Raw genomic sequence first — 20,562 nt, forward strand, 5'->3', positions numbered from 1 at the left:
TATTGCTGTTCATAAATGAACCGGTATCCATTATTATTCCTGCCAGCAAGGATGCAGATATCTCTGGCGTCAATTCAACCTGCATAGTTTGTATCAGGTTATAGATGATCTCGGCCGTAGCCGCGGCATTGGTTTCTACATAATTATAATCAGCGAACAGGCTGTTGGCTTGATGGTGATCAATGTTCACCGCCAATTTACGTTGAGCAAGCCTGAGGAGCAGGTCATCGCCTACCCTTTCTTCATCACCGCAGTCCAGAAAGACAAGGTTTTCTGTGTGGTTCTCCATCAACTGCGGAGTCTTTATTATATCTGCCCCGGCCAAATAAAGATAAATAGGCGGTACGGCGTCCTGCAGGACAACCTGCACCTTTTTCCCCAGTTGTTTTAATGCGTGATACAATCCTAAGACTGAACCCACGCAATCGCCATCGGGCATAGCGTGGCCAACAACAGTGAAATCATCGTTTTCTAACAGAAACTCGGCGATCTCTTTAAGTTGATTCATTGCGGAGCCTCTTCATTCTTATCCAGCTTCAAATCATGCAATATACTGTTGATTCTAAAGCCGTGTTCAATAGACTTGTCCAATCTTAACTCCAGTTCAGGCGCGTGTTTGACCTTAATCTCACGCGACAATTCACTGCGCATGTAACCCTTGGCCTTTTGCAGGGCTTTCATAGTTTCTTCCTGTTTGTTTTCATCACCCAAAACACTGATGTTGACTCGGGCATGACTCAGGTCATTGCTTACGTCCACACGGGTTATGGAAATGGTACCGGAATCTATGCGCGGGTCTTTGATTTCTCCCTGCAGAACCTGAGATAAGACCCTCTGAATCTCTACGGCCATTCTCTCCTGCCTGTGTCTGCTCACATTTCAACCTCCGTGAATTTGTTTTATAGTTGGCGAGGTATTTCTTCCATGGTATAGGCTTCTATGAAATCGCCTTCTTTTAAGTCATTAAAGTCCTTAACCCCCATGCCGCATTCGAAGTTTTCCAAAACTTCTTTGGCGTCATCCTTAAAACGCTTCAAAGAAGCTAACTTGCCATCGTATATTATAACCCCGTCCCGTAATACGCGAACATTGGAATTACGGGTAATTTTACCATCTACAACGTAACAGCCGGCTACGATGCCTACATTGGGCACTTTAAACAAAGCTCTGACTTCAGCCCGACCCATGTATTTTTCTCGGTATTCAGGATCCAGCAAACCGACCATAGCCTTTTTAACATCATCAATCGCTTCATAAATTACCCGGTACAACAGGACATCGATACCTTCGTCTTCGGCATATTTCTTGGCTTTGATATCAGGGCGTACATTAAAACCTATAATAATAGCCCGTGAAGCCGAAGCCAGCATAACATCGGTTTCAGTTATAGCGCCTACCGCGGAATGAATTACATTTACTTTAACTTCATTGGTAGTTAATCTTAACAATGACTGAGAAAGGGCTTCAACCGATCCCTGCACATCGCCTTTTATAATCAGGTTTAATTCCTTGATATCGGAATCCTGCATCTGTTTAAAGAAATCGTCCAGTGAAACCCGGCTGCTCTGTTTCTGTTCTTCTAATTTCTTCTCACTTAGGCGCAGTTCCACGATCTGTTTAGCGATCTTTTCGTCACAGGCTCTGACCCTGCCACCGGCCTCAGGAACTTCCGGCCAGCCGGTAATTTCCACCGGCATTGAAGGATAGGCCGTATCAACTCTGCGCCCGCGAGCATCGGTCATAGCGCGTACCCGGCATATCTGGCTGCCGCACAATAGACTATCACCGATTCTCAGGGTGCCTTTCTGCACCAGGACCGTAGCTACAGGTCCCCGTCCTTTATCCAGTTCGCCTTCTATTACAACACCCTCTGCACTGCGGTCAGGATTAGATTTGATGTCATTGATTTCAGCCAGCAGCAAAATCATCTCCAGGAGGGTTTCTATCCCCTCGCCGCTCTTGGCCGATACCGGAACAAATATGATATCTCCGCCCCAATCTTCGGAAACAATCCCGTGTTCACCTAATTGCTGCATAACACGATCTGGATTGGCATTCGGTTTATCAATCTTATTTACCGCTACCAGGAAAGGAACGTTGGCGGCGCGAATATGGTTAATCGCCTCAACTGTCTGCGGCATAACCCCGTCATCTGCAGCTACTACCAGCACTACGATATCAGTGAGATTGGCTCCCCTGGCCCGCATAGCTGTAAACGCTTCATGACCTGGAGTATCTATAAAGGTAATATAATTATCATTTACTTTGACCTGGTAAGCGCCGATATGCTGGGTTATTCCCCCGGCCTCACCCGAAGCTACATCAGCCTGCCGTATGCGATCCAACAGCGATGTTTTTCCATGGTCTACATGACCCATAACGGTAACTACCGGCGGACGGGGCTTGAGGCTGGCTTCATCATCAATAATTTCCTCGAGAATCCGTTCCTCCTCCGGCACTTCCCTTTCAACCTTCACTTCATACAGACTTGCTACAATTTCTGCAGTATCGTAATCTATAACCTGGTTAATAGTAGCCATTGTACCCAATTCCATCAGTTTCTTAACTATCTCCGCCGAACTCCGGCGCAGTTTTTCTGCCAGGTCCCTTACCATGATGTTTTCGGCCAGAACAATTTTATCTGGCAGGGGCATAAAGACCTCTTCCTTCTTGCGTTTATGTTTAGATTTTTTGGGAGGACGACCGTAGTCACGAACCTGAATCGGAGGTGCGTTTTTCTTTGCCGCTTTCTGACGCTCGTAATCATTTTTCTTCTGTTCCTGGAAAGGCCGGTTAGGAGCGCCAACAGGCCGCTGATCAGCATATCCGGACTTTCTGTCTACAGGTTTTGGGCTTGGCGGCACCGGTTTCAGCCCTGCACCAGAAGCGGTTTTTTGTTCACCGGGGGGTCTTCTATCTTGACCCGGACGTGGCGGCCTGATGGCTTCTATCAAAAGCCGGTCTCTGTTGTTCTCCTGTTGTTCTTCTGTCCGGAACCGTGCCAGGTTGTCCGGAAGGTTTTCTATTTTCAAAACCGGGACGCTGGTTAGCAGAAGGACGGCGGTCTTGAAAAGGTCTATTATCAACAGCCGGTCTTCCTTCATGGGCAGAACGTTCAGATCCAGCCGGTCTGCTAAAAGGCCGGTTATCTTGATTCTTTTTGTCTATATCCACATTTTCAGGGAAAGGTCTGCGCTGACCCTGGTTGTTCTGATTAGGGCGGCTGGCTGCGCCAGTTGATTGTCCTTTTGATCCTTGAAGGGATGCAGGATTTTCATGGCGGTTATCCCTTTGAGGGGTATGTGGCGCAGAAATCGTGGGGGGAGAAGAATGCCGTTCTGCAGCAGTTCCAGTACCAGAAGCAATCTGCCTGGGAATAACATTCTGCTTGGATCTGGATGTACTATCACGTTGTTCAGGGGCCTGTTCGTTCCCAGTCCCTGGTTCAATTTGGGGTTTAGCTGCACCCTTTTCAATTCGAGAACCCGACAGTTGTTTTTTAATCCAGCTCGCCTGTGAATCCTCCAGAGTACTCATATGGTTTTTAACATCCAAACCCATTTTCTGAAGGGTATCCACCATTTCCTTACTCGGAATACCCAGTTCTTTGGCTATCTCGTGAACTCTGATTTTGGCCATTCAACCACCCCCGTGTGTTTTTCTCCCTCGGAATTAACCAGTTCGATAATAGATTTTGCCATTTTGGAATCATTTATCGTAAGTGCCACCCTATAGGCCTTTCCTACACTATTTCCTAGTTCGTATTTGTTGCCTATAACCAGCCAGGGTATCTTTTGCTTCTCACAACAAGCAATCAGCACTTCTTTGGATTTTTCAGACATATCGCCGCTTAACACCAGCAGATGAGCTCGATGCCTGATTATGCTGGTCTTGGCTGCCAAAGTGCCGCTGGATACTTTGCCTGACTTCATAGCAAATCCAATCATACTATTCACTTTGTTCAACTAAAATCACACCCTTATGATTCAGGAATTGCCTCAATCTGTTTTGTAATACTGGCCAGGACCTCGGCGGGAATATCATGTTCCAGGGCCTTTTGCAGTCTTTTGCCTTTGACAGCCTGGTTTAGACATTCCAGGTTCGGGCAGATATACGCTCCACGGCCAGCTTTTTTGCCAGTCAAATCCAGGGCGATTTCACCCTCGGGACTGCGCACCACCCGGATTAGTTCCTTTTTGTTTTTCATTTCCCTGCATCCCACACACATACGCTGCGGAATTTTGCGGGCCTTAACCATCGATATCAGTCTCCTCGGCAAACTGGCTTTCGCTCTTAATATCGACCTTCCAGCCGGTTAATTTTGCTGCCAGACGAGCGTTTTGGCCTTCCTTGCCAATAGCCAATGATAATTGATAATCGGGAACCACAACCGTAGCGACTTTATTGCCATCATCAATATATACCGCTGCGACCTTCGAAGGACTCAAGGCATTAGCAATGTATTTGGCAGGCTCGCGATCATATTTAATAATATCAATCTTTTCTCCGCCCAGCTCGGATACTATGTTTTGCACTCTCAATCCGCGGGGTCCTACACAAGCTCCTACTGAATCTATTTTTTCATCGGTCGAATGAACGGAGATCTTGGAACGCGACCCTGCTTCTCGGGCAATAGATCTAATTTCAACTACCCCATCATAGATTTCCGGTACTTCAAGTTCGAACAAGCGGCGCAGGAAATAGGGATGAGACCTGGATAGATATATGTTTGGACCTTTAGTGCTGTTTTTAACTTCGTATATATAGGCTTTAAGTCTTTGGCCGAGGTTGTATCTCTCGCCGATGATTTGATCCCCCGGCAGCATGATTCCCTCGATACGGCCTAAATAAATATAAATAGTACGGGCTTCGATCCTTTGAATTGTACCCGTGACTATTTCACCCTCGCGTTCCAGAAATTCTTCATAAATCAAACTGCGTTCAGCTTCACGTAGTTTTTGCATAACCACCTGTTTAGCGGTTTGAGCGGCTATACGTCCAAAATTTCCGGGAGTGGCTTCTACATAAACCATATCTTCTTCTTTACAGGAAGGATATAATTCGAGGGCTTCCTCCAAACCAATTTCCATGCGCTGATCCTGGGGAACAGCCACTACTTTTTTTTGTGAGAAAACCTTGACTTCTCCTGTAATTTCATTAAATTCCACACTTACATTCTGAGCCGTACCGAAGTTTTTCCGGTAAGCGGTATTAAGAGCGGTTTTTATTGCTTCAATCAGAGCAGCTTGTGGAATTCCACGCTCCTTTTCTATCTCGTGCAGGGCCTGTATCAATTCACTGGACATCCTATTTCCCCCTTATAAATCAGGATTCAGTCTTATGATAGAAATCATATCCCGCGGAAGCTGAACTGACTTATCTTCTGTTTCCAATACAATCGCAGTATCGCTAAACCCCGTAAGAATCCCGGCAATCTTGGCCGGGCCATCAAATTGCTTAAGCATTTTTACTTTAATCTTCTCTCCGGTAAAACGCTCCAGGTCACGTTCTCTTTTTATAATCCTGTCCAAACCCGGGGAAGACACTTCAAGGTGATCGTAATATATTTCCTCCTGATCAAGCAGTGGTTTTAGCAAACGGCTGGCTCGGGTGCATAAATCAAGGTCCACTCCATTTTCATGATCAATAAATACCCGCAAGTATTTTTCGCCATTTTCCTGACGATATTGAATATCTACCAGTTCAATTTGAGCTTTAGCCAGCGGCTTACTGATCATCTCTTCTATAGCAGCCCTGGTAACAGTCAAGCTAAGCACCTTCCGTCTTAAGCAAATGCCTTAATTACAATAGAAAAAGTGGGCCGACACCCACTTGCACTAATCGGTATTAATACGCTGTTAACAGTATAACACAATAAGTTTAGTTTATTCAAGCCACTATGGGCTTATTTGTGCAAATTCCGGTTCATTTCATTGCATATTGTTCAGGCAAATAAACTTAGTTGTGTACTCTCTGGCAATGATTCCAGGCAGTTGTACTTTTTAAGAACCTCCAGGGTGGTTTTATTAATCTTAGCCCGCAGCTGCAATTCTTCTACCGAAAGAAATTCACCCTGCAAACGGGCATCTACAATTGATTGAGCGGCATTTAGTCCTAATCCGGGCAGAGCTGAGAAAGGCAATAAAAGCCCGTTATCTTTTACGAGAAACTTGTGGGCATGAGACAAATACAGATCCACCGGGAAGAATTTCAAACCGCGCAAATACATTTCCATGGCCAATTCTAGAATAGTAAGCAGTTTTTTATCCTTTTGTGATGCTTTCATCCCCTGGCGGTTGATCTCTTTAATGCGTTCCTTCACCGCTTCACAGCCATTCAATATGGTATCGGGCTCAAAATCTTCAGCGCGAATACTAAAAAAGCTGGCATAGAACTCGCGGGGGTAATAAACCTTAAAATAGGCAATGCGGAAGGCCATCATTACATAGGCTACAGCATGGGCTTTGGGAAACATATACTTTATTCTGCGGCATGATTCTATATACCATTCCGGCACCCCGGCTTCGCGCATACATGAGATTTCCTCAGCTTTAAGTTTGTCACCGTTCCCCTTGCGTACTTTTTCCATTATATCAAAAGCCTGTTTTTCTTTTACTCCTTTGTTAATCAGGTAAGTCATGATGTCATCGCGGGTAGATATTACTTCATTTAAAGCCGCCGTACGGTTTTCTATAAGATCCTGAGCATTATTCAGCCACACATCTGTACCATGTGATAAGCCGCTTATCATAATTAATTCCGAGAAGGTAGTAGGACGTGTAGCTTCCAGCATCTGACGCACAAAACGTGTGCCAAACTCAGGAATACCGAACGTACCAACTGATGTTCCCAAGTCGTCAGGGTTTAGGCCCAGTGGTTCCAGCCCTGAAAAAATTTTCATAGCTTGTTCTTCATTAAGGGGAATGGCGGAGGCTTTTACTCCGGTGAGGTCCTCCAGTTCTTTGATAACGGTGGGATCATCATGCCCCAGAATATCGAGTTTAACCAGCTGGCTGTCTATAGCGTGATAATCAAAATGCGTAGTTCTGACCCCGGATTCCTTGTTATCTGCCGGGTGTTGTATAGGCGTAAACTGATTGATGTCGCATTCACGCGGCACCACGATTAATCCCCCCGGGTGCTGTCCGGTTGTGCGTCTGACCCCTGTAATTCCTGCAGCCAATCGGCTCATTTCACTGCTTCTAAGGTTAATCTGTTTTTCTTCAGCGTATTTTTTGACAAAACCATAAGCCGTTTTTTCGGCTATGGTTGAAATCGTCCCGGCACGGTACACGTTTTCCCGCCCAAATAATTCCTCTACGTATTGATGGGCGCGGCTCTGGTAATCTCCAGAAAAGTTCAGGTCAATGTCCGGATTCTTATCACCCTCAAAGCCGAGAAAGGTTTCAAAAGGTATATTAAACCCTAGCTGCATCATTTGTGTACCGCATTTATGGCAAATCCGTTTATCCAGATCAACCCCGCAGCCAGCATCGCTGTTCTTAACAAATTCGCAGCACTGGCATTGCGGACATAGCCAGTGCGGTGGAAGGGGATTCACTTCGGTAATTCCTGTCAAATAAGCTACCAGTGAGGAACCCACCGAACCGCGCGAACCCACCAGATAACCGTCCTGATTGGACTTTTTTACTAATTTATGAGCAATCAGGTACAAAACACTAAACCCGTGGGTAGTAATGGAATGAAGTTCCCGCTCAATTCTGTCTCTAACCAGGTCAGGCATGTCCTGCCCATAAAGTTCAGCTGCCCGCTGCCAGCTAAGCGCAACTATTTCCTCTTCCGACCCCTCTATTTTCGGGGGATAAAACCCATCCGGAATCGGTTTTATCATCTCAATCATATCATTAACCTTATTAGGGTTATTAATTACTACTTCACGGGCTAATTCTTGACCCAGATAAGCAAACTCCTGCAGCATTTCTTCCGTATTTCGCAAAAATAAAGGAGCCTGAGCTTCAGCGTCTTCATAACCCTGCCCGGCCTGAATTATGCGCCGGAACACCTCATGATCAGGTTCTAAAAAATGCACATCACCGGTGGCACAAACCGGTTTGCCTAGTTTTGCGCCGAGTTCTACCACCCGGCGATTGATATCTTGCAATTCCTCCAGGTCTTTAACCTGTCCTTCACGAATCAGGAACTGATTGTTAGCCAAGGGCTGAATCTCCAGGTAATCATAAAAGTTAGCGATTTCATAGATTTTATCGAGATTTTGTCCCTCAACTAAAGCCCGGTATACTTCCCCTGCTTCACAGGCCGAACCTATTAGCAGCCCTTCTCTTTTCTTTATCAATTCAGCGCGAGGAATTTTGGGATGCCGGAAAAAGTAATCCAAATAAGATAGCTAACCAGTTCATAGAGGTTCCTCAATCCCTGGTCATTTTGCGCCAATAAAATAATATGGTATGGAGATTCCTTGCGGTCGTTTTCAACCAGATAACCTTCTACCCCATAGATAACCTTAATAGGCCGCCCCATTTCCTTCTGCACCTTTTTAGCGGTTGAAAAGGCTTCTGGAAAGGCCTGTATACATCCGTGATCAGTAATAGCTATTGCCGAATGATGCCACTCGGCCGCACGTATTATTAAATCTTTAACTTCTGTAAGTCCGTCCATGGCGCTCATTTTGGTATGGGCATGCAGTTCCACCCGTTTCTCGGCCGCATCATCATTGCGAACCGGTTTATCGGCCAGGCTGTAAGCATCCATAAAGAGCACGATTTCGCGGCTGTTCTCATCATAACGTACACTGCCGGATATCCTAAGCCACTGTCCGGGTTTAATATCGTCCTGTTCCAAATTGTCTGCAAAGGTTTTCACCATAATGCTATCCCGGAAGTCGGTAATAAAATAAGATATCACATAACGTCCGCCTTTAAGCAGGTGGCTCTCCTTATGCCAAATCTCCCCTTCTACAACAATGTTCTTCATACCTTCCTGCAGTTCAGAGATAGGTATAAGCACACTGTCGGCACTGGGAACCGACTTCTGATATGCCCTTTTGCCCTGATTCTTTTTCTTGCTCGTTTCACGCAGGGCCAAGACATTTAAGGCTTTAATTTCATGCCGGTTTTCCAGGCAGCTTTCAAAATTGGGCTGGGTACACAAAGCGCGAGTGAGAATCCGCAAGTTATATTCCCGTCTAAACCAATCCGATATTAATGAACATTCCTGGTTATTGATAAAAACCTCAAAATCCCGATCAGCTTCAAACAAAAAATCCAGGCGGGGTCCATCAATCACCCAGTTCAAGCGGTTCCATTCCTGTTTTGAAATATTATTATTTTCGTGTGCATATATATGCAGCAGGCTGGTAATTCCTTGTTCCCAATCTTCCAATGCCGGTATGATTTCAAGGGTGGATAAAAAAGGAAAGACGTCCAGGAGTTTTTCCTGGGTTTGTGAAATAACAGCGGCGGGTAAAGGTTTCTTAAGTTCAATATGTAAATACCAGGCAGCATTATGATTATCAACTTCTATGTGATTAATACCTGCTCCCTGCCAGGATTCTGCCAAATCGGCGGCTGCATGTTCCCGCAGGAAGCCGCTAAAATCAGGCTTCATATTAAAGACTCCCCCGGAAAATCTAATTCAAGCGATCAATACTGCGTAATCCCTTGACCTTTGACAATTCATCCGTCACTTCATCTATACTTACGCCGGCAGGCAATTCTAACAAGAGTTCTACCTCCAGGTCATCAACATCTTCTACGCGGGTTAACTGGATATTTTTAATTAATACCCCCATCTCACCGAGAATAGAACCTATAGTTCCCACCCGTCCCGGGCCGTCTTCCACCACCATTAAAATCCCTTTGTATTCGCGCAGGCCAGTAATATATTGTTCAAACTTTACAAAATAGATAAGCACAAAGAGTATTAATAGTGTTGTAACTACTGCCGGTACATAAAGTCCCGCTCCTACAGCCAGCCCAATGCAAGCAACCACCCACAGACCTGCGGCAGTGGTCAGCCCGCGTACGGTTGCACCCTCTTTCATAATGGTTCCGGCACCCAGAAAGCCAATGCCGCTGACCACCTGAGCTGCGATACGGCCGGGATCGGCCTGGACCGTATGGTAATACTGCAGGTAAATATCAATTGATACTACCATTGCCAACGCCGAACCAACGCTGACCAGGGTGTAGGTCCGCAACCCGGCCGGGCGGTTCAGGCTCTCACGCTCCAACCCGATCAGGCCGCCTAAAACCGCGGCCAGAGCAAGTTTGAAGATAATCTCAAAAATACCCAAATAAACTCACTCCCACATTTAGGAACGATTCAGCACACACTGATAATTCTTTTGTCTATTGGATTAATTTGTTCCCTAAACAAAATCCTGTATAATTCTGTGTTTAATCAGTAGTCATCTGTGGCAGATGTTATTATTCTATGGTTCCATGCAGCAAAGGCAGGATGATCTCCTTAACCCGGGCAGATACGCCATCGAGTTCAACCAGTTCATTATCTTTTTCCCATCTTTTCTTCATCTCGACCTTGTTTTCCTGCAGGGATTTAGGTCCAATAGTAATTCGCACCGGTATTCCAATCAAATCAGCATCTTTAAATTTTACCCCGGCTCTTTCATCACGATCATCGAAAAGAACTTCTATTCCCTCCGTCTGCAATTCTCTGTAGATTTTCAGACCAGCGGTCATCTGTTCTTCATTTTTTATATTTACCGGTACTACAACCACGTGGTAAGGAGCTATCGGTACCGGCCAGATGATTCCGTTCTCATCGTGTTTTTGTTCCACTGCCGCCGCCATAGTTCGTGAAATACCTATTCCGTAGCAGCCCATAACAAACACCTTGTCTTTGCCGTCCTGATCCTTGTACGTTGCTTCCAAAGACGCAGAATACTTGGTACCCAGCTTAAATATCTGCCCGGCTTCGATGCCGCGCACCAGCGAAAGCCTGCCCTCACAGAGAGGACAATTGTCTCCTTCCACAGCGCTGCGTATATCCGCCACAGCATGAGGTTCAAAATCTCGTCCCATGTTTACATTAATATAATGATAATCATCCTTGTTGGCTCCACAAGAGAAGTTTTTGGCAGTCACAATTTCCTGGTCGGCATAAACCTTGAGTTTAAGTCCCACTGGTCCCAAAGAACCGAAACCTGCTCCGCAGGCTTGTCTGACCTCTTCTTCCCCAGCCATCCTCAGTTCATTGCATCCCAGGACGTGTTTAAACTTGATTTCATTAAGTTCGCGATCCCCTCGTAATATGGCAGCAACCAATTCCCCGTCTTGAACGTAGACCAGAGTTTTAACCGTTTTTTCTACCGGAATATTAAGAAAAGATACCAGATCATTTATAGTTTTCTGCCCGGGGGTAGGAATCGTATCCAGAGGCAGCATTTCTTCATTATAATTTATCTCCGCGGAAACCTTGCATTGAGCTTTTTCCACATTGGCCGCGTAATCGCAAGCATCGCAGTATACTATTTCTGATTCGCCCGTATCAGCCAGAACCGTAAATTCATGAGTCTCGTTTCCTCCAATAGCTCCGCTATCCGCTTCTACCACCCGGTACTCCAAAGAGAGTCTATTAAATATGCGGCTGTAGGTTTCATACATTCTCCAGTACACTTTATCAAGGCCTTCGTTATCCATATCAAAGGAATAAGCGTCTTTCATTATGAACTCTCGGCCTCGAAGCAGACCAAAGCGAGGTCTTATTTCATCCCGGTATTTATTTTGAATCTGGTATAGCAGCAAAGGCAGATCTCTGTAAGTATGCACATCAGCATCAACCAGAGTGGTTATCATTTCTTCGTGAGTGGGTCCCAAGGCAAAATCACGGTGGTGTCTGTCCTGCAAGCGAAACATTTCATCCCCGTATACTACCCAGCGTCCGGATTTTTGCCATATTTCGGCAGGCTGTACGATGGGCATCAGCACTTCCTGCCCGCCGGCGCGGTCCATTTCCTCACGTACGATGTTTTCAATTTTCTTTATAACCCGGTAGGCCAATGGCAGATAGGAGTATATTCCGGCGGATGCCTTCCTGATAAACCCGGCCCGGAGCAATAACTGGTGACTCAGCACCTCAGCTTCTGCCGGAACTTCACGCAAAGTAGGACAAAAAAGTTGGGAAAAAAGCATTACGTTACCTCCTCATTAGAATTATAGACGCAGAGAACACAGATTATCTATGACTAACGCAGGTCTATTAAGCCTTACCGTTTATCTTAAATTGAAAATCCACAAACATTGACTATTAGCTGACATTGTGAAGAGACATCAGATTTTACATCTGTAATTATATAAAATCATCTGTGTTCATCAGTGTTTAATCTGTGTGAATCTGTGGCTATTGTTTTTTCCGTATCATCCGAGCCTATTTCCTCTATCTCTTTCAAAAGTTCCTCAACTAGGCGGTCTTCGGGAACCTTGCCTTTAATGCTGCCATCTTTGAATAACAAACCAAAACCCCGGCCTCCGGCAATTCCGATGTCAGCTTCACGTGCTTCTCCGGGGCCATTAACTACGCATCCCATTACCGCAACTTTTATAGGCTTGTCCAGGTGGCGGATGCACTTATCCACCTCTTCTGCGGTTCGAATAAGGTCAATTTCACAGCGTCCGCAGGTGGGACAGGAAATTAACTCTACCCCGCGCTGGCGCATATCTAAATCCCGCAAGATCTCATAGGCAGCCCAAACCTCTTCAACCGGATCAGCGGTTAAGGATACCCTTATGGTATCCCCGATTCCTTCGGATAATAAGATACCCATTCCCAGGGCAGACTTAATCAGGCCCCGGTTTATAGTTCCGGCTTCAGTTATCCCCAAGTGCAGCGGATAATCCGCCTGCCTGGCAATCAAACGATAAGCCTCCACGGTCAAAGGCACTGATGAAGCTTTTAGTGATATCTTGATCTCACGAAAGTCCATATCTTCAAGTAATCTTACATTATCCAGGGCACTCTCCACCATAGCCGGAGCACAGATTCCATTATATTTATTCAATAATTTTTTATCCAAAGATCCGGCATTAACGCCAATTCTAACAGGAATTCTATAATCCCGGCAGGCTTTCACCAGTTCCTTAACTTTGCTGGGGCCGCCGATATTTCCAGGGTTTATCCTCAGCCGTCTGCTCCAGCTTCAATACTCCTTATCGCCAGGCGATGATCAAAATGAATGTCAGCTATCAGGGGTATATCAATTGATGTCTTTATTTTTTTAATCGCAGCCGCCGCTTCTTCATCCAAAACCGCCACCCTCACCAGTTCACAGCCAGCAGCCTGCAGATGCTGAATCTGATGCACCGTTGCTGTTACATCACGGGTATCGGTATTAGTCATGGACTGTACGACTACAGGGTTATTTCCTCCTATAGCCAGTGAACCAATGTGAATTACCCTGCTTTTTCTGCGCATCTCATTATCCTTTTAGCAAACGCGCTATATCATTAAAAGTAACTACTATCATTAATCCGATAAGAAAGAGAAAACCCAGCCAATGCACAAAGCCTTCTTTTTCCGGCTCGATAGGTTTACGTCTTACAGCCTCAATCAAGGCAAATACGATTTTACTGCCATCCAGAGCTGGAATGGGAAGCAGATTCAATATCCCCAGGTTGATGGAAAGAAAAGCGCTGAACCCCAGCAGAACTACCCAGCCAATTTGGGCCACTTCTCCGACCATTTTAGTAATACCTACCGGTCCGGCCAGGTCTCCCAATGAAGCTCCTCCGCTGAATAACAATCCTAGACCAGACAGCATCAATACCGTTAAATCAAAGGTGTGTTTGAATCCAACCTTTATTCCTTCAATAATACCAAGTTTTTCATACCGCACCTGTCCTAATACCCCTATTTCAGCCTTACCAGTAGTTTGGTTACGACCCGGGACAATTGTATAGTTAAGTATTTTGCCTTTTCGTTCAACAATTATCCGCATTTTTACCCCAGGTTTGTTCGATTCAATACTGCGGTTCAATTCACTCCAGGTTTTAATAGCAGTTCCGTTCACGTTTACGATGCGGTCACCGGCCTGAAGACCGGCAGCAGCCGCGGGTTTACCTGTGATGGCTTTCCCAATTACGGCTTCATTAGAACTGTGGGCAATACCAATAAATGAATATAAATATATAAATATAAACAAGGCCAGAACCATGTTCATGAGCGGGCCTGCTGCAGAAACTTTAATTTTTTCCCAAGGGGTGCGGTTATTAAACCCATTAGGGTCATCCTCATCGCCCGGTTCCTCTCCTGCCATGCGCACAAAACCTCCTAATGGCACGAGGCGCAGTGAATATACTACTCCATCTCTTTTAACGGAGAACAACCGGTAGCCGAAACCCAAAGAGAATTCCCAAACGGGTATGCCAATCCTTCGGGCAATAATAAAATGGCCCCATTCATGAACCAGTATTAAAACGGCAATAATCAGCAGGGTTATCAAAATGGTAGCGGTAGTACTCATACAAACCTCCCGTAAATTAAATAAACAACCACAGTATTAACACAGATGGATCTTTAAATCTGAATATGTATCAATTAGCTGAAAACAGTTATTCACTTATGTTTTTGTCTTTTATTATTAAACTAATATCTATATTCATCTGTGGCCAACATTCTCAAAATAACTCCCCACAAACTTCTCGTGCCCAGGCGTCTGCTTGTAATATTTGTTCCAGGCTCGGATTGGCTGCAGTATTATGCCGGGCCATTACCCCGGCAACCAGGTCCGCCATACGTACAAAAGCGATTTTGCCATCCAAAAAAGCCTGCACCGCCACTTCATTGGCACCATTCATTACCGCGGGCATAGTCCCCCCGGTTTTGCCAGCCTCATAAGCCAACTCCAGGGCGGGAAATCGATTGTAATCAGGCTTCTCGAAATGTATTCTGCCCTGACTGGCAAAATCAAGTACAGGCACTGGCGAGTGCAGCCTTTCAGGATACGTCAGGGCGTACTGAATGGGAATTCTCATATCAGCTGTGCCCAGATGGGCAATAAACGCTCCATCCATAAGTTCAACCATGGAATGTATCACGCTTTCCCGCTGGACCAGGACCTGGATATGATCATAATCAACACCAAAGAGATGATGGGCCTCAATAACCTCCAATCCTTTATTCATAAGACTGGCTGAATCCACGGTAATCTTAGGTCCCATACTCCAGGTAGGGTGTTTTAAGGCCATGTCCACTGTCACTTTTTCAAGTTGTTCTTGGCTAAAATCACGAAATGGTCCGCCGGATGCAGTCAGCCAAATATTTTTCAGATGTTTTTTTTCACCCGCTAAACATTGAAAATTGCGGAATGCTCGCTGTCAACCGGAATCAATTCGACCCCTTTGTATGCAACTGCTTGCATTACAATATCTCCGGCGGCTACCAGGGTTTCCTTGTTAGCCAGCGCTATTCGTTTACCGCCATCAATGGCTGCCAGGGTTGGTTTAATTCCTACCGCGCCGCTCAATGCGATGACTACTATGTCAGCCTCAGGCAAAACAGCTAATTCACAAAGTCCATCCAACCCAAATAAGATTTCGGCAGGGGTTGAAGCAGCATTCTTAAATTCCTGATAAGCATCTTTATCGGTAAGCGCCACCATTTGCGGATGATAGCGGGCAGCCTGCTCCCCCAGCATATCGGCCTCATTACGTGCTGCCAATCCCAAAACCCGGAAGCGGTCAGGATACCGGTCAATTACATCCAGGGTCTGTCTGCCTATGGATCCGGTAGATCCCAGGATAACAACATTGCGTTGCATATTACCCATTAAATATTTTTCCTCCATTCCAGACCGGGAAATATGCCGGCCCGGTAACAAGCCATAAATATTACTACTGATACGGGCCCCAGTATCATGCCCACCAGTCCGCCTAACTGCAGCCCCACATAGAGGGATATTAGGGTTACCAAAGGATGCAGGCCGATGTTATCACCAACAATTTTCGGTTCCAATACCTGCCTAACAATAGAAATGGTCGCGTAAACCAGTAATAGACTTACGCCCATACGTGTGCTGCCGGTCGCAAACTCCCAGATTATCCAGGGTACAAATATTGTTCCTGGACCCAATACGGGCAGAATGTCGCATAATCCTACCACCAAGCCTATAGTTAAAACATATTTTACATGTAGAATTTTTAAAGCAACCATTGTGGTTATGGCAGTTATACTGATTAAGATGCTGTAGGCTTTTAGAAAACCCATTAAAGCAGCAATAAGTTCAGATACTATTCTGCTGGTTTTCGATTTAGCCTGACCGGGAAGAAATCTCGCTAAAAATGTCTTGATTATTTCCCGGTCCTTTACTATTAAAAAGGTGGCCACAGCAACAATAATCAGAAAAATAAATATTCCCGGAAGCATGGTCATTATTTGCAGTAATACATTTATACTGCCATCAAGCAATGACTTCAGGGCATCCAAACTTTTGCCCAGGTTCCCCTGTATGGACTTCTCTACTTCAGGGGGCAGGTTCAGATTCAGATAGAATAACTTGAAATTAGCAATCGTTGTGGTTATTCTGCCCGTAATTTGGTCCGAATATTGTACTACCTGGGGATACAATCCTGATAGTTCTTTCACAATAACGGAGATAATCAGGAAAATCAGGTAAAATACGCCGCCTACAACGATTATTAAACTGACTGCCGCCGCCCACACTCTCTGCATATGAACCTTATTTTCAAAAAATTGTACCAGCGGTTCAACCATGAACGCCAGAATCATGGCAACAATAAACGGCATCAACAGAACCGGAACGTAGGATAACCCTTTTCCTAAGAGAGGAAAAGCGTAGGTAAAAATCAGATAAACAGCCACCAAGGCCATAACCAGAATACCCAATTTGGCAAGGTATTTCAGGTACTTCTGCAATTCCGGATCCAAGCCCATCCCCTCCTCACTTCAATGTCTTACACGCGGTAAAATTTCTGCTAATCTGTCTTAATACGCGGCTAATGCACAAAAAACACAAAGAAATAGTATACAACTGGAGCCACAAACAGGAAACTGTCGAAACGGTCCATAACGCCCCCGTGACCGGGAATAATATTGCCTGAGTCCTTAACATTAAAATAGCGCTTTATGCCGGATTCAAACAAGTCGCCAAACTGGGCGGTGAAACCTGTTAACAGTCCTAGTATTAATACATATGCCAGAGGTATGGATTCAATATGTATTACTCTGAAAAACACCATGGCTAAAATTACCGGCAAAACACTTGCGCCCAGGGCTCCTTCCCATGTCTTGGCCGGGCTTAATTGCGGAGCCAGCTTATGACTCCCCCAAAACCTGCCGGCAAAATACCCCCCTATATCACTGCACCAGGTCAATAAAAACGCCAGCAGGATAATATAAAATGAATTGGACATTTTGCCGATAATCAGGCTGTAATTAAACAGGAATCCCAGATAGCAAGGCCCAAAAATACTCAGAGCCAGGTCAATATAATCAAACCTTGGGTATTTTAAAACCATATATACGACACTTACAACCAGGGTCAAAAATACTGCAGGTATTAAATAATCAGGATACAAAGGAAGATGCATAATAACCAAAAGCATCAGCAAGCCCGGAATTTGCAAAGGTTTAAACTGGCGGTTGCGCATCATTTTGTAATACTCTCCCAGGGACAATATGGCCAGCAGAATAAAGAATCCCTGCCAGTAGGCTCCGCCTAGATAGAGCAACCCCAACAGCAAAGGTATGCCAACAACTGCACTTAAGACCCTGGTTTTAAGCATAATCTTCATCCTGCCCCGGAGAAGAATTCAGGCCTCCAAACCTGCGTTCGCGTTGTTGATAATCCCATATGGCCTTACAGAACTCATCGGTTGTAAAATCAGGCCATAGTGATTCTGTAACCCACAGCTCGGTATAGGCTATTTGCCATAACATAAAATTGCTGATTCGCATTTCGCCCGCGGTGCGGATAAGCAAATCGGGATCTGGCAAATCATGGGTATAGAGCAGGCTAGAAAAAAGCGTTTCATTAATATCCTCTTCTTGAAGTTCTCCGGCCTGAAGTTTACGGGAGAGAGCCAGAACTGCGTCCAGCACTTCACGCCGTGCACCGTAATTTAGAGCAATATTGAACCGCAAGCCCTGGTTGTCTTTTGTCAGGCTCAGCGCTCTTTCAATTTCTGTTCTGCACTCACTGGGGAGGGTGGCATGATCACCCAGCATTCTAATGCGCACTTGATTTTCATGGAGTTCAAGCAGTTCTTTATGTAAATACTCCACCAGCAAATTCATAAGAAAATTCACTTCTTCTCCGGGCCGTTTCCAATTTTCGGTGGAAAAAGCGAAAACGGTTAAAGCCTTAATACCTATATCATCACAGGCCTTAACGATTTGCTTTAAAGTGCTCATGCCAGCACGATGGCCCATGGTCCTGGGCATCAGTCGTTTTTTGGCCCAACGTCCGTTGCCGTCCATAATAATTGCAACATGTTGAGGTATTTCCCCCGCTTTTATTAGTTCAGCATAGTCAGGCTTCTTTTTCACCATAGGCTATTCTTCTCCTAACGCTGAAAGTATAAAACCCCCGGACCGGGGGTATTCTGGTTTAGCATTATTATAACCGCAGCCGGTATTAATGGAAAGCAAAATCAGTTTATACTTCCATAATATCCTTTTCTTTGGCAGCCAGTATTATGTCTACATCCTTTATGGATTTATCAGTTATTTTCTGAATCTCATCAATGCCTTTTTTGCTTTCATCCTCAGAGATCAGTTTTTCTTTTTCACTTGACTTAATCATATCATTAGCTTCACGACGTATATTACGTATGGCCACCCGGGCTTCCTCAGCCCGCTTCTTGACCACTTTGACCAGGTCCTTTCTTCTTTCCTCAGTAAGCTGCGGAATAGCTATACGAATAACATTTCCATCATTAGAAGGATTAACTCCCAAATCTGATTTCATTATAGCTTTTTCGATATCGGCAATACTGCTCTTATCCCAGGGCTGTATCACGAGTAATCTTGCTTCCGGAACCGCTATATTAGCCAGTTGGTTAAGCGGAGTCGGTTCACCGTAATAGTCAACCATAATCCTGTCCAGCATAGCCGGGTTGGCCCTGCCTGCTCTCAGGGAAGCGAGATCCCGGGTTAAATGCTCGGTAGTTTTTTTCATTCTGTCTTCACAATCCAGACAAATATCTTTGATCATATTGTTACCTCCCTACATAGGTGCCTATGGATTCTCCCATAACACTTTTGAGGATATTGCCCTTAACGGTTAAGTTGAAAACAATAATAGGTATGCCATTATCCATACAAAGGGAAGCGGCTGTGGAATCCATAACCCCCAATCCTTTGTTCAAGACATCAATATAATCCAGGTGATCAAATTTGACAGCATCCGGATTTTTTATGGGATCGGAATCATATACCCCATCGACCTTTTTGGCCATAAGTATAACCTCGGCCTCAATTTCCGCAGATCTTAAAGCTGCAGCGGTATCGGTAGAAAAAAAGGATTACCGGTGCCGGCCGCAAATATGACCACCCGGCCGTTTTCCAGATGCCTGATGGCGCGGCGTCTTATGTAGGGTTCGGCTATCTCTTTCATTTCGATAGCGGTCATTACCCGTACCTCCAGGCCCTGCTTTTCGAGAGCATCCTGCAAGGCCAGGGCATTGATCTCGGTAGCCAGCATGCCCATATAGTCAGCGGTAGCCCGGTCCATGCCCTGTGCGCTTCCAGCTACCCCGCGCCAGATATTGCCTCCCCCTACGACAATGGCTACTTCTACCCCCTGCTTAACTACATCTACCACCTGTTCGCCAATAGACAGCAGGGTCTTGTGATCAATGCCATAGGCCTCACTGCCGGCCAAAGCTTCACCGCTCAGTTTTAAAACCACTCTCTTATATTTGGGTTTCTGCAATGCGCCATCCCCTTAGTATTCTTAGCGATTTACCTGTGCCATTACCTCGGCGGCAAAATCGCCTTTTTCCTTTTCAATGCCTTCTCCTACTTCGTAACGCACAAATCTCCTCACGGTAATATTTTCGCCCAATTTAGCTACGTGTTCGTGAATAAGCTCTTGGACAGTTTTATCAGTATCTTTAATAAAAGGCTGTTCCATAAGGCAGCGTTCCTTGAAGAACTTATCCAAACGTCCTTCTACCATCTTGTCGATTACCTTTTCCGGTTTGCCTTCTTCAAGAGCCTGGGCTCTCAAGACATCTCTCTCCCTTTGCAAAATATCTTCTGAAACCTCTTCACGGCTGACAAACTCCGGATTGGAAGCGGCTATCTGCATGGCGATATCATAGGCGAGTTGTTTGTATTCCGCGGTTTTAGCAACAAAGTCGGTTTCGCAATTAACCTCAACCAGTACGCCTATGCGTCCCCCGCCATGAATATAAGATGTTACCGTACCTTCACTGGCCACTCGTCCCGCCTTTTTAGCAGCTTTGGCCAGACCTTTGGTGCGCAGTTCATCAATAGCTTTCTCAAGGTCGCCGCCGGTGCTTTCCAGAGCCCTTTTACAGTCCATCATACCTGCGCCGGTTCTTTCACGCAGTTCCTTTACCATTTGTGCCGTAATCAAATCTT

At 45.3% G+C, this 20,562-nt stretch carries 20 protein-coding genes and 2 pseudogenes; all 22 read right to left on the reverse strand.

The window, feature by feature from the left end; genetic code table 11:
* Positions 1 to 508, reverse strand: a 508-nt coding sequence (locus JCM14374_RS05035; protein WP_172674157.1) for a DHH family phosphoesterase, incomplete at its 3' end; no start/stop codon positions are given.
* The gene (gene rbfA / locus JCM14374_RS05040) at positions 505 to 876 is read right to left on the reverse strand and encodes a 30S ribosome-binding factor RbfA (protein ID WP_054694314.1); all 372 of its coding nucleotides are present in this window, start codon (positions 874 to 876) and stop codon (positions 505 to 507) included. The genes rbfA and JCM14374_RS05035, both read right to left, overlap by 4 nt.
* A 23-nt stretch (positions 877 to 899) precedes the next feature.
* Entirely contained in the window at positions 900 to 3,032 is a 2,133-nt protein-coding gene (infB, locus tag JCM14374_RS15185; RefSeq protein WP_439646064.1) for a translation initiation factor IF-2, read from the reverse strand.
* Entirely contained in the window at positions 2,914 to 3,639 is a 726-nt protein-coding gene (locus JCM14374_RS15940) for a translation initiation factor IF-2 N-terminal domain-containing protein (protein ID WP_157048969.1), read from the reverse strand. The genes infB and JCM14374_RS15940 overlap by 119 nt, the downstream gene beginning before the upstream one ends.
* Complete coding sequence (locus tag JCM14374_RS05050; protein WP_242848844.1) at positions 3,612 to 3,956, reverse strand: L7Ae/L30e/S12e/Gadd45 family ribosomal protein; 345 nt, start codon at positions 3,954 to 3,956, stop codon at positions 3,612 to 3,614. Before JCM14374_RS05050 ends, JCM14374_RS15940 begins: the two co-directional genes overlap by 28 nt.
* A 23-nt stretch (positions 3,957 to 3,979) precedes the next feature.
* Positions 3,980 to 4,258, reverse strand: a complete 279-nt coding sequence (gene rnpM, locus JCM14374_RS05055) for an RNase P modulator RnpM (RefSeq protein ID WP_083453879.1) — start codon at positions 4,256 to 4,258, stop codon at positions 3,980 to 3,982.
* Positions 4,251 to 5,306: a transcription termination factor NusA gene (nusA, locus tag JCM14374_RS05060; RefSeq protein WP_054694320.1), complete on the reverse strand. Its 1,056-nt coding sequence runs from the start codon at positions 5,304 to 5,306 to the stop codon at positions 4,251 to 4,253. The genes rnpM and nusA overlap by 8 nt, the downstream gene beginning before the upstream one ends.
* 12 nt (positions 5,307 to 5,318) lie before the next feature.
* Positions 5,319 to 5,768 (reverse strand): ribosome maturation factor RimP, encoded by a 450-nt coding sequence (rimP, locus tag JCM14374_RS05065; RefSeq protein ID WP_054694325.1) that lies wholly within the window; start codon positions 5,766 to 5,768, stop codon positions 5,319 to 5,321.
* 176 nt (positions 5,769 to 5,944) lie between these two features.
* Positions 5,945 to 8,314, reverse strand: a complete 2,370-nt coding sequence (locus tag JCM14374_RS05070; RefSeq protein ID WP_242848832.1) for a PolC-type DNA polymerase III — start codon at positions 8,312 to 8,314, stop codon at positions 5,945 to 5,947.
* Positions 8,311 to 9,585 carry a PHP domain-containing protein gene (locus JCM14374_RS05075; protein ID WP_054694332.1) on the reverse strand — a complete coding sequence of 425 codons (1,275 nt, stop codon included), beginning with the start codon at positions 9,583 to 9,585 and terminating at the stop codon, positions 8,311 to 8,313. The genes JCM14374_RS05070 and JCM14374_RS05075 overlap by 4 nt, the downstream gene beginning before the upstream one ends.
* Before the next feature lie 22 nt (positions 9,586 to 9,607).
* On the reverse strand, positions 9,608 to 10,273 hold the full coding sequence (locus JCM14374_RS05080) for an MgtC/SapB family protein (RefSeq protein WP_054694335.1): 666 nt from the start codon (positions 10,271 to 10,273) through the stop codon (positions 9,608 to 9,610).
* A gap of 133 nt (positions 10,274 to 10,406) precedes the next feature.
* Positions 10,407 to 12,131 carry a proline--tRNA ligase gene (locus JCM14374_RS05085; RefSeq protein WP_054694338.1) on the reverse strand — a complete coding sequence of 575 codons (1,725 nt, stop codon included), beginning with the start codon at positions 12,129 to 12,131 and terminating at the stop codon, positions 10,407 to 10,409.
* A gap of 167 nt (positions 12,132 to 12,298) precedes the next feature.
* Positions 12,299 to 13,410: pseudogene (gene ispG / locus JCM14374_RS05090) on the reverse strand (flavodoxin-dependent (E)-4-hydroxy-3-methylbut-2-enyl-diphosphate synthase).
* A gap of 4 nt (positions 13,411 to 13,414) precedes the next feature.
* On the reverse strand, positions 13,415 to 14,458 hold the full coding sequence (rseP, locus tag JCM14374_RS05095) for an RIP metalloprotease RseP (RefSeq protein WP_054694339.1): 1,044 nt from the start codon (positions 14,456 to 14,458) through the stop codon (positions 13,415 to 13,417).
* Between the two features lie 154 nt (positions 14,459 to 14,612).
* A complete protein-coding gene (locus JCM14374_RS15670) occupies positions 14,613 to 15,263 on the reverse strand; it encodes a hypothetical protein (RefSeq protein ID WP_369397308.1) in 651 nt (216 codons plus the stop codon).
* Positions 15,264 to 15,280: 17 nt separating this feature from the next.
* Positions 15,281 to 15,763 carry a hypothetical protein gene (locus JCM14374_RS15675; protein ID WP_369397303.1) on the reverse strand — a complete coding sequence of 161 codons (483 nt, stop codon included), beginning with the start codon at positions 15,761 to 15,763 and terminating at the stop codon, positions 15,281 to 15,283.
* Positions 15,763 to 16,881, reverse strand: a complete 1,119-nt coding sequence (ytvI, locus tag JCM14374_RS05105) for a sporulation integral membrane protein YtvI (protein WP_054694343.1) — start codon at positions 16,879 to 16,881, stop codon at positions 15,763 to 15,765. Before ytvI ends, JCM14374_RS15675 begins: the two co-directional genes overlap by 1 nt.
* A 68-nt stretch (positions 16,882 to 16,949) precedes the next feature.
* A complete protein-coding gene (locus JCM14374_RS05110) occupies positions 16,950 to 17,747 on the reverse strand; it encodes a phosphatidate cytidylyltransferase (RefSeq protein WP_054694346.1) in 798 nt (265 codons plus the stop codon).
* Positions 17,731 to 18,504 (reverse strand): undecaprenyl pyrophosphate synthase, encoded by a 774-nt coding sequence (gene uppS / locus JCM14374_RS05115; RefSeq protein WP_054694349.1) that lies wholly within the window; start codon positions 18,502 to 18,504, stop codon positions 17,731 to 17,733. Before uppS ends, JCM14374_RS05110 begins: the two co-directional genes overlap by 17 nt.
* A 106-nt stretch (positions 18,505 to 18,610) precedes the next feature.
* On the reverse strand, positions 18,611 to 19,168 hold the full coding sequence (gene frr, locus JCM14374_RS05120) for a ribosome recycling factor (RefSeq protein WP_054694352.1): 558 nt from the start codon (positions 19,166 to 19,168) through the stop codon (positions 18,611 to 18,613).
* A 4-nt stretch (positions 19,169 to 19,172) separates the two neighbouring features.
* Positions 19,173 to 19,888: pseudogene (gene pyrH / locus JCM14374_RS05125) on the reverse strand (UMP kinase).
* A gap of 21 nt (positions 19,889 to 19,909) precedes the next feature.
* Positions 19,910 to 20,557: a translation elongation factor Ts gene (gene tsf, locus JCM14374_RS05130; protein ID WP_172674159.1), complete on the reverse strand. Its 648-nt coding sequence runs from the start codon at positions 20,555 to 20,557 to the stop codon at positions 19,910 to 19,912.
* Positions 20,558 to 20,562: the final 5 nt, after the last annotated feature.

The organism is Syntrophomonas palmitatica JCM 14374 (genome assembly GCF_001311885.1).
Classification (GTDB): Bacteria; Bacillota; Syntrophomonadia; order Syntrophomonadales; family Syntrophomonadaceae; genus Syntrophomonas_A; species Syntrophomonas_A palmitatica.

What these genes read in the sequence shown, in the direction of transcription:
- JCM14374_RS15675 (WP_369397303.1), bottom strand. Translation starts at nt 15,763, where the DNA reads ATGGGTAATATGCAACGCAATGTTGTTATCCTGGGATCTACCGGATCC.
- JCM14374_RS05110 (WP_054694346.1), bottom strand. Translation starts at nt 17,747, where the DNA reads ATGAAGATTATGCTTAAAACCAGGGTCTTAAGTGCAGTTGTTGGCATA.
- JCM14374_RS05075 (WP_054694332.1), bottom strand. Translation starts at nt 9,585, where the DNA reads ATGAAGCCTGATTTTAGCGGCTTCCTGCGGGAACATGCAGCCGCCGAT.
- uppS (WP_054694349.1), bottom strand. Translation starts at nt 18,504, where the DNA reads ATGGTGAAAAAGAAGCCTGACTATGCTGAACTAATAAAAGCGGGGGAA.
- JCM14374_RS05085 (WP_054694338.1), bottom strand. Translation starts at nt 12,131, where the DNA reads ATGCTTTTTTCCCAACTTTTTTGTCCTACTTTGCGTGAAGTTCCGGCA.
- rseP (WP_054694339.1), bottom strand. Translation starts at nt 14,458, where the DNA reads ATGAGTACTACCGCTACCATTTTGATAACCCTGCTGATTATTGCCGTT.
- nusA (WP_054694320.1), bottom strand. Translation starts at nt 5,306, where the DNA reads ATGTCCAGTGAATTGATACAGGCCCTGCACGAGATAGAAAAGGAGCGT.
- frr (WP_054694352.1), bottom strand. Translation starts at nt 19,168, where the DNA reads ATGATCAAAGATATTTGTCTGGATTGTGAAGACAGAATGAAAAAAACT.
- rnpM (WP_083453879.1), bottom strand. Translation starts at nt 4,258, where the DNA reads ATGGTTAAGGCCCGCAAAATTCCGCAGCGTATGTGTGTGGGATGCAGG.
- JCM14374_RS15940 (WP_157048969.1), bottom strand. Translation starts at nt 3,639, where the DNA reads ATGGCCAAAATCAGAGTTCACGAGATAGCCAAAGAACTGGGTATTCCG.